Here is an 11,694-nt window from a genome sequence, read left to right on the forward strand (position 1 = left end):
AGTGAAAGAGGAAACTGATTCAGATAGAAGGAGTTAGCGTTCTTATCTGGCTTTTTTTGTTAAAACAGCTTTATTTTCAGGTTATTAAACAGGAATTTTCTGCTGTAAATCAACTGACATATTCAGTAATGAGCGGCCTGAACAGCATAATACTCTGGAGGTTATGGCCGTAATTTGTACACCAGGGTAGCGCGTTATGCTGGCTTATTCGGCAATCGTTGCGGGCTTACTCCACAATCCTGGCAAAGTGTCTGCCATTTGACCTGTTTTTATCGCAAAAAAGTGACAGCGCTCTGACTGTATAAATTCGCTACACTATGCCCTTTCTGCCAGTACAGGTACGGGTTATGAAACTCACTATTCAGCGTATCGTTTCACTTACGCCGCAGGATCGCATCGATCTCGCTAAAATCTGGCCACAGCAGGATATTGCGCAGCTGGAAAAGACATTGAGTGATACGCAGCGGCTCTATGCCGCGCGGTTTAACGATCGGCTGCTGGGCGCGCTGCAGCTGGAAATCCGCGGTACCCACGGCAAAATCACGCACTTTGAAGTCCGTGAGGCTACGCGCCGGCGCGGCGTCGGGCGTTACTTACTGGAGGAGACTCTGGCGCAGAATGGTTCGCAGGATCACTGGTGGATTGCGGATGATGGCTATGCTGACCAGGGGATCCGGGCGGCGTTTATGCAGGCGTGTGGCTTCCGCGCGCAGGCAGATGGCTGGGTAAAAGTGGCAGAGTAGCGTTACGCGGCCGGATGGCGGACATAAAAAAGGGCAACCCTGAGGTTGCCCTTATTACCGTCTGCGAACTGTCAGGCTTCAATCGCCATGCGCAGCTTTTTCATCGCATTCTTTTCCAGCTGACGCACGCGCTCTGCTGAAACGCCATAGCGGTCGGCCAGCTCCTGCAGCGTGGTTTTATTGTCATCATCCAGCCAGCGGGCACGGATGATATGCTGACTGCGTTCATCCAGGCTGAGCATCGCATCACTCAGCTTATCCGCTGCGTGGGCGTCCCAGTTATCCTCTTCGATACCGTCAGCGAAGTCTGATGTTTTATCCTGCAGGTAGAGTACGGGAGCCATTGGCTTGCCGTCGCCCGCCTCATCGTCAGAGGACATATCAAAGGTCATGTCCTGTGCCGCCATACGCGACTCCATCTCCAGCACATCTTTCGTGCTGACGCCGAGTTCACGCGCCACCATGTCAACTTCATCCTGATTAAACCAGCCCAGACGCTGCTTGGTTTTACGCAGGTTAAAGAACAGCTTACGCTGCGCTTTGGTAGTAGCGACTTTGACAATGCGCCAGTTGCGCAGCACGTACTCGTGGATCTCTGCTTTGATCCAGTGCACTGCAAATGAGACCAGGCGCACGCCCACTTCCGGATTAAAACGGCGCACCGCTTTCATCAGGCCGATGTTGCCTTCCTGAATCAGATCCGCCTGTGGCAAACCATAACCTGCATAGTTACGTGCGATGTGAACAACAAAGCGCAGGTGTGACAGGATCAGCGTTTTCGCTGCATCCAGATCGCCCTGGTAATGCAGCCGCTCAGCCAGTGCTTTTTCCTCTTCTGCCGTCAATACCGGCCAGTTGTTGGCAGCCCGAACGTAAGATTCCAGGTTGCCCAGAGGAGCAATCGCTAAAGTTTGCATTTCTTTGGTCATTCAAACCCTCACAAATTCAATGGAGTTGCTGCGCGTGTCCTTACGCAGACGCTACAGTATGTCAACGTCAGGCGAAAACCAACAGCAATCTGTGCTAATTAGACGCCAGGGTTATCCACAAGTTCAATTATAGCAGTGAATATTTTACACACAGGTGACAGCGGGGAAAATCGGAGCATTCCTCTGCGCCTGCATCGCTGGCGGCAGAGGAAGAGTATATCAAAAAATCGTTGCCATGGGTTACTGCGGCGTAAATCGGCGTAAATGTTGTACAGTGGCAAGCCAGGCAGCAATCCAGCCAATAATGGCGGCAATCAGCAGCAGCAGCAGGCCTTCGTCCCACGCAAAACCTTCCAGCGTAAAGGCGGTGCCAAACACCGACGCGACCTGCGCCACCACCGACTGCAGTCGCAGCACCAGCACTTCAGACAGCACCAGCGACAGCAGCGCACCGGCAAAACCGAGCAGCGCACCGCCATAGAGGAACGGCCGCAGGATAAAGCCATCCGTTGCGCCAATCAGCTTCTGGACGTTGATGGTGTCACGCCGGGCAAAGATGCTGAGCCGGACGCTGTTACCAATCACCAGGAACACTGCCACAATCATCAGCAGACCGATCATAGAGGCCACCTGCCCGACCAGACCGGTCAGCGCCGCCAGACGGGCAAACCAGCTGTCATCCATCCGTACTTCATCCACGCCCTGCACTTTTGCCACCCGATCGCGCAGGCTTGCCATAGTGTCTGAGTTCTGGAAATTAAGCTTCGGCGTGATGATGGCCACCGCCGGCAGCGGATTTTGCTCCAGCAGATCCATCGCGCCGCCAAAACCAGACCAGTTGCGAAACTCACTCTGCGCCTCGTCGCGCGTCAGGTAGTTCACACTGTCGACGCCTTCCAGCTGCTTAAGCTGTGCGGTGACGTTTTCTGCCGCACTGTCGTCAAGCGTCTTGTCGAGATAGACCGTCAGCTGCGGCGCCGGATACCACTGGGTGGCCGCCTGGCTGACGTTTTTCCACACCATGTAACAGACGCTGGGCAGCGTCAGTGAAATCGCGATAACCATAACGGTAAGCAGCGTTGCCAGCGGCTGGCGCCACATATCAGACAGGGTACCGCGCAGGGCGTAGCGCCACTGCTCCTGCCAGCCACCTTTCAGCGCTTTGCGCTTTGACGGCGTTTTAGGCTGCTTTGCCGCTCTGGCCGCCGCCGGGCGCTTGTTGCGTTTATTGACCATCGTGGCCTCCGTGCAGACGTCCCTGATTCAGCGTCATCACGCGGTAGTTACGCCGCGCGATCAGCCCCAGATCGTGGGTTGCCATCAGTACCGTTACCCCAACCCGGTTGAACTCTTCAAACAGGCGCAGGATATCTTCTGACAGCGCATTATCGAGGTTACCGGTGGGTTCATCTGCCAGCAGTACGGCGGGTTTATTAACCACCGCGCGCGCAATACCCACGCGCTGCTGTTCACCGCCGGAGAGCTGAATCGGGTAACTTTTCGCTTTGTCGAGCAGGCCGACTTTATCCAGGGCCGCTGAAACACGACGGCGGATATCTTCGCCGCTGGCGCCGGAAATAATCAGCGGGATAGCCACATTGTCATAGACAGAGCGATCCATCAGCAGATGGTGATCCTGGAAAATCATGCCAATCTGGCGCCGCAGAAACGGCACTTCGCTGTGACGCAGGCGGGAGATATCGTGCCCGCTGAACCAGATCTGTCCGGCGCTCGGACGCTCAATGCCGCAAATCAGCTTCAGCAGGGTACTTTTACCCGCGCCGGAGTGTCCGGTCAGGAAGGACATTTCGCCGGGACGCAGATGAAAATCAACGCCCTGCAGCGCCTGGCGCCCTCCCAGATAAGCCTTACTGACTTCTTCAAAGCGAATCATGCCAATCATTCCTCTCGGGCAAACAGTGCCTCAATAAAGTCTTCGGCCTTAAATGGCCGTAAATCTTCGATGCCTTCTCCGACACCGATATAGCGAATAGGAATGCCGAACTGATCGGCAATGGAGAAGATAACGCCCCCCTTCGCCGTGCCGTCCAGCTTGGTCAGGGCGATACCGGTCAGCCCTACCGCTTCATTAAACAGTTTTGCCTGACTCACCGCATTCTGTCCGGTGCTGGCATCTAACGTCAGCATCACTTCATGCGGCGCATCCTCATCCAGCTTCTTCATCACGCGGGTGATTTTTTTCAGCTCTTCCATCAGGTGCGATTTGTTCTGCAGGCGACCAGCGGTATCCGCAATTAACACATCCACATTGCGCGACTTCGCCGCCTGAATAGCATCGAAAATCACCGAGGCGGAATCCGCACCGGTATGCTGTGCCACAACCGGAATATGATTGCGCTCTCCCCACACCTGCAGCTGCTCGACCGCAGCGGCACGGAAGGTATCGCCGGCAGCCAGCATCACCGATTTGCCTTCCGCCTGATACTGGCGCGCCAGTTTACCGATAGTGGTGGTTTTGCCGACGCCGTTTACGCCGACCATCAGGATCACAAACGGCGTTTTGCCACTGACATCCAGCGGCGCATCGACTTTATCGAGAATGCCGGCCATTTCCGCCTTCAGCAGACCATAGAGCGCTTCAGCATCGCGCAGCTGTTTGCGGCTCGCCTGCTGAGTCAGGCTGGTGATAATCCGGCGAGTAGTTTCCACGCCCACATCCGCAATCAGCAGCTGCTCTTCCAGCTCGTCAAACAGGTCGTCATCAATCTTTTTACCGCGAAACAGGCTGATAAAACCTGAGCCAAGGTTGGTGCGCGTTTTAACCAGGCTGCGCTTGAGGCGCGCAAAAAAGCCCTCTTTAGTCGGGCGCTCCTGCTCCTGCGCTACAATAGGCGCGGCCGCCAGCGGAAGATCGCTTACGGTGTCTGCAGAGTCTGCAGCGGCGTCTTCAGCGTAGGTTTCCGCCAGCGCCAGTGCCTCCAGCTCTTCATCGCTGAGCGGCGCATCCTCATCTGCCAGAGGTTCCGCTTCCGCCAGCTGGCTTTCATCGCCAGGCAGAACCGGTTCCGGCGCGACGGCGGCTGTCAGCGGTGGCTCCCCGGCAGTGGCAGCCGGTATCTCTTCCGGCAGCGGCGCCCGTTCAGGCTCCTCTTCCGGCAGGATCTCTTCATTAACCGGCAGCGGTGCCAGCCCGGGCTCCTCTTCCGGCAGGATCTCTTCATTGACCGGCAGCGGCGTCAGCTCAGGCTCCTCTTCCGGCAGGATCTCCTCCGGCTGCGCGGTGATGATAGCCTCTTCAGGTGGCAGCGCATGCCGGGCTGCCTGATCTGCTGCCGCCTGCTCTTTCGCCAGTTGCTCCGTCAGCGCAACGGTTTCTGCTGCCTGCGCTTCGGCACGCTCTGACGCACTCTCTTCAGCGGCAGCGGGCTGAGCCTCCTCTGCAGGCTGCTCTTTTACCTGCTCTTCAGCCGGGGCGGGTGCCTGCTCTTCCTTGCCAAATCCCAGCCAGGAAAAAAAGCCGCGTTTTTTCTCTTTTGCCATTGTGTAACTACACTCCTCGATGGCTTATTCCCGGTAGCACGCTGTCCCCAGGGGATATAAATTCAGTTTTTTAGCTTTCTGCGGCGTAAAATCAGCGAATTACGCACGCTTGTATCGTTCAATAGTCTAACACTTTCCGGCCAGCGCACCACAGCACCCTTTTTTACGTTTCTTCTGCCTGTCGCGCCCGTTAAACTACGCAACAAATTATGACGATTTGTGAGCAAAATGAGTAAATCACCCCGCAGCGGCGGCGGCCCTGGCCAGATCCGCATCATTGGCGGCCAGTGGCGCGGCCGTAAACTTCCGGTGCCGGATAGCGCAGGCCTGCGCCCCACGACCGATCGCGTACGCGAAACCCTGTTTAACTGGCTGGCACCCGACCTTCCGCAGGCGCGCTGCCTCGACTGCTTCGCCGGCAGCGGCGCGCTGGGTCTCGAAGCGCTGTCGCGCTATGCGGGTTCAGTCACGCTGCTGGAGCTGGAGCGCAGCGTAGCGCAGCAGCTGTCACGCAATGTCGACACGCTGCGCGCCACGCAGGCGACGGTGGTGCAGACCAGCGCGCTGCAGTGGCTGGCTCAGCCTGGCGAAGCTTTTGATATCGTATTTGTCGATCCGCCCTTTCGCAAAGGGTTGCTGGCGGAGACGCTGGCGCTGCTGGAGCGCAATCAGTGGCTGAGCGCAGACGCGCTGATTTACGTGGAAAGTGAAGTGGAACAGGGGGCGCCTGACGTGCCCGCCAGCTGGCAGCTTTACCGGGAGAAGATCGCCGGTCAGGTCGCCTATCGACTCTATCAACGCCAACAGGAGGCGCATGATGTGGCTTAATCTGGGACGGTTACTGATGATTTGCGTCTGGGCTTTTCTGCTGCTTAATCTGGTGCACCCTTTCCCCACACCGCTGCGCTATTTTGTGCATGTCGCCCTGTTTTTCATGGTGATTATGCATGGACTGCAGCTGGTGCTGCTGCGCGCCACCCAGCCCAAAGAGGCGCCGAAGCTGAGCGGCGCCACGCAGGCTAAGATTTTCTTTTTCGGGGTATTTGAGCTGCTCGCCTGGCAGAAAAAGCACTATCCGAAGATGTGATCCGGCGCTAACCGGGGCACCTTTGCCAGCGCTCCGGTTTCAGCGCGCGGGGGTAAAGCTGACAAAACGGCTGCCCTGCATCTTCAGCTCGCCTTTTACGCCCTTATCCATCTGGTGATAATCGCTGGCGCTGACCGCGGTTTTAATGTCGCTCGCCCCGTTCAGCGGATGAAACCAGGCTTCATATTTCATCTCTTCACCGGCAATCTCTTCGCGCTGACGCGAACGACGATTCGGTGCCGGATATTCACGCTTGGTTTTTACCTGCACGGTCAGCGATCGTACCGGGGAGGCGTCGTTAACCGCAGCTTCCCGCCGCTGCTTGATAAACTGCCGGGTCGCCAGAATGGCGATAATCGCCAGGACGATAAAAAAGATTAGCGGTGGTTTGCTCATGTTTTTGCTCGCACTTCACTTCATTTGATCATTAAAAAAGAAGCTAAAGCATACAACCAGAGTTGCCCGATTGTCACATTTGCCAGCGGTAACTTAAACTCAAAGAGAGTCTGGGATATTTCAACAGTGTGGACATCTGGTCTACAAAAGGGAGAAAAAATGCTTTGGTCTTTCCTTGCAGTACTTTTTTCCGGCTGGCTTTATGTGGATGCCTCCTATCGCGGTCCGCAGTGGCAACGCTGGCTGTTTAAACCTGTTACCCTGCTGCTGCTGGTTGCCTGGGCCTGGCAGGCACCGGCCGTGAACACCACTGACTATCTGATCCTTGCCGGACTGATTGCCACGCTGGCAGGCGATGCGCTGATGCTGCTGCCCCGACAGCAAATGCTTTATGCGCTGGGCGCGTTTTTCCTTTCGCATCTGCTCTACACCATCAGTTTTACCGCCCATATGACCATGAGCTTCTACTGGCCTATTCCGCTGACGTTTCTGATTATCGGCGTTGCGGTCATTGCGCTGCTCTGGACGCGGCTGGAGGAGCTGCGCTGGCCCATCTGTACCCTGATTGGCATGACGCTGGTGATGAACTGGATGGCGGCTGAAAACTACTTTTTCCGTCCGACCGACTACAGTTTCTCGCTGCTGATTGGTGCGGGCCTGCTGCTGCTGGCCAATATTATCTGGTTTATTTCACACTATCGCCGCCGCTTCAGCGCTGACAGCGCCATTGTCGCCGCCTGCTATTTTGCCGGTCATTTTATGATCGTGCGTTCACTCTGGCTCTCCTGATAATCCGGCCATTCCGGGCTTGACTCTGGAGCTGACTCCAGAGTGTAGCCTTCAGTAACGGGCAGCTGCCCGTTACTGATACCGGAGGCTCCATGCATCAACAGATTTCCCCCTGCGGCTGTGACCGGCCGGGCAGCAAACTGCGGCCACACGCTGCCGTGCGCCCCCTGCCCGCGGCCCGCTTCACCCGTCTGACCACGCCCGTCACAACCGGCACCGCCTGCTGTGCCGGAAGCGCGGCGTCAGCTGACGCGGATGAACACAGAGACTCTGCTAACGGGCAGCCTGCACTGCGCTGGCGAATTACCGGGATGGACTGCCCGGGCTGCGCGCGCACTATCGAAACCGCCGTACAAAAGCTGCCGCAGGTCACGCAGGCGCGCGTGATTTTTGCCAGTGAAAAGCTGGAAGTCTGCGCTCCCGCTGCCATGCAGGCCGCTATAGAACAGGCGGTAAAACAGGCGGGCTTCAGGCTGCACGCCGCTGATGCCCCCGCTCCCCCGCCGGCGACTTCATGCTGGCGCAATCGCGCCGCGCTGCTGCTGCTGGCACTGCTGATGCTGACGAGCTGGCTGATAAGTCAGCAGTCACCGATCTGGGGCGATCGCCTGTTTGTTGCGACCGCGCTGGCCGGTCTCCTGCCGGTCGCGCACAGCGCCTTGCAGCGGATCCGCAGCGGCTCGCCTTTCTCAATCGAAACGCTGATGACGGCGGCTGCAGCCGGCGCGCTGGTAACGGGCGCTCATGCCGAAGCTGCGATGGTGCTGCTGCTGTTTTTAATCGGTGAGCGGCTTGAGGCCTGGGCCGCAGCGCAGGCGCGACGCGGTGTGACCGCTCTGATGGCGCTGCGTCCGGAGCGTGCGACACGGCTGCAGGGCGCGCAGCGCGTTGCGGTCCCGCTGGCGGCGCTGCAGCCGGGCGACATTATTGAAGTTGCCGCCGGCGGCCGCCTGCCGGTTGATGGCGAGCTGCTGCAGTTCAGCGCCAGCTTTGATGAAAGCGCATTAACCGGTGAGTCCCTGCCGGTGAGCCACCAGCCCGGCGATCGACTGATGGCGGGCGCCACCAGCGTTGATCGGCTGGTGCAGATAAAAGTGACCTCCCTGCCGGGAGAGAGCGCTATCGATCGTATCCTGCAGCTCATTGATGAAGCGGAGAGCCATCGCGCACCGGCAGAACGCTTTATCGATCGCTTTAGCCGCATCTATACGCCGGCCATTATGCTGCTGGCGCTACTGGTGATGGTGGTCCCGCCGCTCTCTGGCCTGGGAGAGTGGCAGCCGTGGATCTATAAAGGGCTGACGCTGCTGCTGATTGGCTGCCCCTGCGCGCTGGTGATCTCAACGCCGGCGGCGGTGACTTCAGCGCTGGCCTCTGCCGCGCGTCAGGGCGTGCTGCTTAAAGGTGGCGCCGCGCTGGAGCAGCTGAGCCGCGTGCAGGTTATCGCCTTCGACAAAACCGGCACGCTGACCCTGGGTAAACCGCAGGTTACGGCGATCCGCGCTTTTGGTCAGACTGACGAAGCGGCGCTGCTGCGCCTCGCGGCGGCGGCAGAGCGCGGGTCCGGGCATCCGCTGGCGCAGGCAATTGTCGCAGAAGCCGCGAAACGGCAGCTGATTCTGCCGGATGCGCAACAGCAGCAGGCGCTGGCGGGCAGCGGCATTCGCGCGAGCATCGACGGCGTCCCTTATCAGCTGCTGACACCGCGTGCCGCGCCGGGATTGAGCGAGCAGCAGCGGCAGCGTGTGATGGAGTACGAGCGCGAGGGCAACACGGTGGTGATCCTGCTGCAGGCAGATCGGCCGCTGGGGCTGCTGGCGCTGCAGGATCGGCTGCGTGAAGAGGCTGCGGCGGCTATCGATCAGCTCAGAGCCGCGGGGATCGCCAGCGTCATGCTGACCGGTGATAACCCGCGTGCGGCCGCCGCCATAGCGGCAGAACTTAATATTGAATATCGGGCGGGTTTGCTGCCGGCAGACAAAGTCAGTGCCGTACGCGCGCTGAGCCAGCAGCAGCCGCTGGCGATGGCAGGTGACGGCATTAATGATGCGCCAGCGATGAAAGCGGCGGCTATCGGGATTGCTATGGGCAGCGGCACCGACGTGGCGCTGGAAACGGCCGACGCTGCGCTGACGCAGAACCGCCTGACCCTTCTGCCGCAGACCGTCGCGCTGGCGCGACGCGCCCGCGCCATCGTACTGCAGAATATTACGCTGGCGCTGGGGCTGAAGGCGCTGTTTCTGCTCACGACGCTGCTCGGCTTAACCGGCTTGTGGCTGGCAGTGCTGGCCGATTCGGGCGCTACGGCGCTGGTGACCGCAAACGCTCTGCGTCTGCTGCGCCAGCCCCCCGTCAGGCCTCCGCGCCTTTCCTGATCAGATACTGGTACGGCAGCGCTTCGGTCTGCTGTGCCAGTAAATCGTGATCCATAAAGCGGCAGAAGCCGGGGATATCGCGCGTAGTCGCCGGATCGTCGGCAATAATCAGCAGCGTTTCACCCGCCTGCATCGTGCGTACCGTCTTGCGTACCATCATCACGGGTTCAGGGCAGCGCAGGCCCAGCGCGTCCAGCGTATGGTCGGGTGCGGAGAAAGGATCGCTCATGATTCTCTTATCGGTCAGTAAACAGGGATGCTCATTCTAGCTCGCCATTTCCGCAGCGCAAGGCGACAACGATTGCGTTAAAATTAACCGTTGCATAAATTGCGCAACGGGTTAAGATGCCGTCCGATTTTTCAATACCGTTGCTTAGTCCCCAAAATCGTTAGTCTTTTAGCACGCGCAGCCAGCGCAGCAAAAATGCGAACGATGAAGGGATGGGTTCCCTCACCCCATTGTTAAAAAAGGCTCAATATGATCGCTTTTTCTGCGCGTCAGCGCATGCACGCCCTTTTCTGGCTGTCGCTGTTTCATCTGCTGGTGATCACCTCCAGCAATTATCTGGTTCAGCTGCCGGTCGCTATTTTCGGTTTTCATACCACCTGGGGTGCGTTCAGCTTTCCCTTTATTTTTCTCGCAACCGACCTGACCGTGCGTATTTTTGGCGCCCCGCTCGCGCGACGCATTATTCTCGCGGTGATGATCCCGGCGCTATTTATCTCGTACGCTATCTCCTGCCTCTTTTATCAGGGGGCATGGCAGGGCTGGGCGTCGCTGCAGCAGGTCAATCTGTTTGTCGCCCGTATCGCCTGCGCCAGCTTTATGGCCTATGCGCTGGGTCAAATCCTTGACGTTCACGTCTTTAACCGTCTGCGCCAGCTGCCGCAGTGGTGGATAGCGCCAGCCTGCGCCATGTTTCTCGGCAACGTCAGCGATACGCTGGCCTTTTTCTTTATCGCTTTTTATAAGAGCCAGGATCCCTTCATGGCAGCGCACTGGGTCGAGATTGCCCTGGTGGATTACAGCTTCAAAGTGCTGATCTGCCTGATCTTCTTCCTGCCCGCCTACGGCCTGCTGCTGAATGCCGCCCTGAAGCGCATGGCGGAACGGCATCAGGCCCGCCAGATCAATTTCGGCTAATGTGCCATAGACGAAATGGCGCGGTGCGCTAAGATTTCCTGACACATCGGCGGTTGCTTTTGACCGCCGATTCCGTTTGTATAAGCCAGACTGGAATTGTAAAAGGGAACAGAATGTGCAACGTAGTGAAGTATGCAGGTATCGGCCTGCTGGTGCTGGGCCTGGCGGCGTGCGATCAGAAAAAAGAGGATGCTGCTGACAACAGCGGTACCAGCGTCAGCCAGTCCGCTCAGACGGTGAATCTGATGGAAGGGAAACTGAGCTTTACGCTGCCTGCGGGCATGTCTGATAAGAGCGGTAAACTCGGCTCTGAATCCACCAATATGCACGTCTACGCTAATGAAACCGGCCAGCGCGCCATTATCGTGATTGCCGGCGACCCGACCAGTGACTCACTTGAGACGCTCTCAAAACGTCTGGAGCAGCAGCAGCGCAATCGCGATCCGCAGCTGCAGGTGGTGTCGAATAAAGCGGTAACGCTGAAAGACCAGCCGGCACAGCAGCTGGATACGGTGATTTCCGCTAACAACCAGACATCGTGGTCAACGGTGGTGCTGGCAAAAGTCGATAATCAGCTGCTGACGCTGCAGATCACCCTGCCGGCAGAGAATCAGCAGCAGGCGCAGAGCGATGCAGACAGCATTGTGAAGAGCATTACGCTGAAGTAAGCCGTTACCCGATGCGCATTAATGCGCATCGGGCCATATTTTGCAGGGTCGCCATTCATGGT

13 protein-coding genes are annotated in these 11,694 nt (G+C 58.0%); 7 read left to right on the forward strand and 6 right to left on the reverse strand.

All coding sequences use genetic code 11. The features are described from left to right. Positions 1-347: 347 nt before the first annotated feature. Complete coding sequence (gene panM / locus B4M48_RS03270) at positions 348-743, forward strand: aspartate 1-decarboxylase autocleavage activator PanM (RefSeq protein WP_039381914.1); 396 nt, start codon at positions 348-350, stop codon at positions 741-743. 71 nt (positions 744-814) lie between these two features. On the opposite strand, the gene rpoH is transcribed toward panM, so the two are convergent. From rpoH to ftsY, 4 genes are all read right to left on the reverse strand, one after another. Next, the gene (rpoH, locus tag B4M48_RS03275; protein ID WP_039381911.1) at positions 815-1,672 is read right to left on the reverse strand and encodes an RNA polymerase sigma factor RpoH; all 858 of its coding nucleotides are present in this window, start codon (positions 1,670-1,672) and stop codon (positions 815-817) included. 240 nt (positions 1,673-1,912) lie between these two features. Continuing rightward, entirely contained in the window at positions 1,913-2,908 is a 996-nt protein-coding gene (ftsX, locus tag B4M48_RS03280) for a permease-like cell division protein FtsX (RefSeq protein ID WP_104085623.1), read from the reverse strand. Next, a complete protein-coding gene (gene ftsE, locus B4M48_RS03285; RefSeq protein ID WP_065650521.1) occupies positions 2,898-3,566 on the reverse strand; it encodes a cell division ATP-binding protein FtsE in 669 nt (222 codons plus the stop codon). The genes ftsX and ftsE overlap by 11 nt, the downstream gene beginning before the upstream one ends. 5 nt (positions 3,567-3,571) lie before the next feature. Then, the gene (gene ftsY, locus B4M48_RS03290; RefSeq protein WP_071668460.1) at positions 3,572-5,173 is read right to left on the reverse strand and encodes a signal recognition particle-docking protein FtsY; all 1,602 of its coding nucleotides are present in this window, start codon (positions 5,171-5,173) and stop codon (positions 3,572-3,574) included. A gap of 228 nt (positions 5,174-5,401) precedes the next feature. Here ftsY and rsmD point away from each other — a divergent pair, with 228 nt between their 5' ends. Both rsmD and B4M48_RS03300 read left to right on the forward strand, forming a co-directional pair. Continuing rightward, the gene (gene rsmD / locus B4M48_RS03295) at positions 5,402-6,001 is read left to right on the forward strand and encodes a 16S rRNA (guanine(966)-N(2))-methyltransferase (protein WP_071668461.1); all 600 of its coding nucleotides are present in this window, start codon (positions 5,402-5,404) and stop codon (positions 5,999-6,001) included. Further along, positions 5,991-6,260 (forward strand): DUF1145 family protein, encoded by a 270-nt coding sequence (locus B4M48_RS03300; protein ID WP_039331733.1) that lies wholly within the window; start codon positions 5,991-5,993, stop codon positions 6,258-6,260. Before rsmD ends, B4M48_RS03300 begins: the two co-directional genes overlap by 11 nt. 39 nt (positions 6,261-6,299) lie before the next feature. Here the strand turns inward: B4M48_RS03300 and B4M48_RS03305 are convergent, their stop codons facing one another. Further along, positions 6,300-6,656 carry a DUF2500 domain-containing protein gene (locus B4M48_RS03305; protein WP_039381903.1) on the reverse strand — a complete coding sequence of 119 codons (357 nt, stop codon included), beginning with the start codon at positions 6,654-6,656 and terminating at the stop codon, positions 6,300-6,302. 159 nt (positions 6,657-6,815) lie between these two features. Here B4M48_RS03305 and B4M48_RS03310 point away from each other — a divergent pair, with 159 nt between their 5' ends. Then, positions 6,816-7,445, forward strand: a complete 630-nt coding sequence (locus B4M48_RS03310; protein ID WP_039381901.1) for a lysoplasmalogenase — start codon at positions 6,816-6,818, stop codon at positions 7,443-7,445. A 92-nt stretch (positions 7,446-7,537) separates the two neighbouring features. Next, positions 7,538-9,820, forward strand: coding sequence for a zinc/cadmium/mercury/lead-transporting ATPase (locus B4M48_RS03315; RefSeq protein ID WP_288655909.1), 2,283 nt, complete (start codon positions 7,538-7,540; stop codon positions 9,818-9,820). Here the strand turns inward: B4M48_RS03315 and tusA are convergent. After that, on the reverse strand, positions 9,798-10,049 hold the full coding sequence (gene tusA / locus B4M48_RS03320) for a sulfurtransferase TusA (protein WP_039381895.1): 252 nt from the start codon (positions 10,047-10,049) through the stop codon (positions 9,798-9,800). The genes B4M48_RS03315 and tusA overlap by 23 nt on opposite strands. Positions 10,050-10,298: 249 nt before the next feature. Between tusA and B4M48_RS03325 the strand changes: the two genes are divergently transcribed. Continuing rightward, positions 10,299-10,964 (forward strand): 7-cyano-7-deazaguanine/7-aminomethyl-7-deazaguanine transporter, encoded by a 666-nt coding sequence (locus B4M48_RS03325; RefSeq protein WP_039381893.1) that lies wholly within the window; start codon positions 10,299-10,301, stop codon positions 10,962-10,964. Positions 10,965-11,077: 113 nt separating this feature from the next. Beyond that, positions 11,078-11,632, forward strand: a complete 555-nt coding sequence (locus B4M48_RS03330) for a DcrB family lipoprotein (protein WP_288655912.1) — start codon at positions 11,078-11,080, stop codon at positions 11,630-11,632. The last annotated feature ends 62 nt before the right edge of the window (positions 11,633-11,694 follow it).

Origin of the sequence: Pantoea sp. UBA6567, assembly GCF_002434165.1 — a bacterium.
In the GTDB taxonomy this organism is placed as follows: domain Bacteria; phylum Pseudomonadota; class Gammaproteobacteria; order Enterobacterales; family Enterobacteriaceae; genus Pantoea; species Pantoea eucrina.

What these genes read in the sequence shown, in the direction of transcription:
- B4M48_RS03325 (WP_039381893.1), top strand. Translation starts at nt 10,299, where the DNA reads ATGATCGCTTTTTCTGCGCGTCAGCGCATGCACGCCCTTTTCTGGCTG.
- tusA (WP_039381895.1), bottom strand. Translation starts at nt 10,049, where the DNA reads ATGAGCGATCCTTTCTCCGCACCCGACCATACGCTGGACGCGCTGGGC.
- B4M48_RS03330 (WP_288655912.1), top strand. Translation starts at nt 11,078, where the DNA reads ATGTGCAACGTAGTGAAGTATGCAGGTATCGGCCTGCTGGTGCTGGGC.
- rpoH (WP_039381911.1), bottom strand. Translation starts at nt 1,672, where the DNA reads ATGACCAAAGAAATGCAAACTTTAGCGATTGCTCCTCTGGGCAACCTG.
- ftsE (WP_065650521.1), bottom strand. Translation starts at nt 3,566, where the DNA reads ATGATTCGCTTTGAAGAAGTCAGTAAGGCTTATCTGGGAGGGCGCCAG.
- B4M48_RS03300 (WP_039331733.1), top strand. Translation starts at nt 5,991, where the DNA reads ATGTGGCTTAATCTGGGACGGTTACTGATGATTTGCGTCTGGGCTTTT.
- ftsX (WP_104085623.1), bottom strand. Translation starts at nt 2,908, where the DNA reads ATGGTCAATAAACGCAACAAGCGCCCGGCGGCGGCCAGAGCGGCAAAG.
- B4M48_RS03315 (WP_288655909.1), top strand. Translation starts at nt 7,538, where the DNA reads ATGCATCAACAGATTTCCCCCTGCGGCTGTGACCGGCCGGGCAGCAAA.
- ftsY (WP_071668460.1), bottom strand. Translation starts at nt 5,173, where the DNA reads ATGGCAAAAGAGAAAAAACGCGGCTTTTTTTCCTGGCTGGGATTTGGC.
- panM (WP_039381914.1), top strand. Translation starts at nt 348, where the DNA reads ATGAAACTCACTATTCAGCGTATCGTTTCACTTACGCCGCAGGATCGC.
- B4M48_RS03310 (WP_039381901.1), top strand. Translation starts at nt 6,816, where the DNA reads ATGCTTTGGTCTTTCCTTGCAGTACTTTTTTCCGGCTGGCTTTATGTG.
- B4M48_RS03305 (WP_039381903.1), bottom strand. Translation starts at nt 6,656, where the DNA reads ATGAGCAAACCACCGCTAATCTTTTTTATCGTCCTGGCGATTATCGCC.
- rsmD (WP_071668461.1), top strand. Translation starts at nt 5,402, where the DNA reads ATGAGTAAATCACCCCGCAGCGGCGGCGGCCCTGGCCAGATCCGCATC.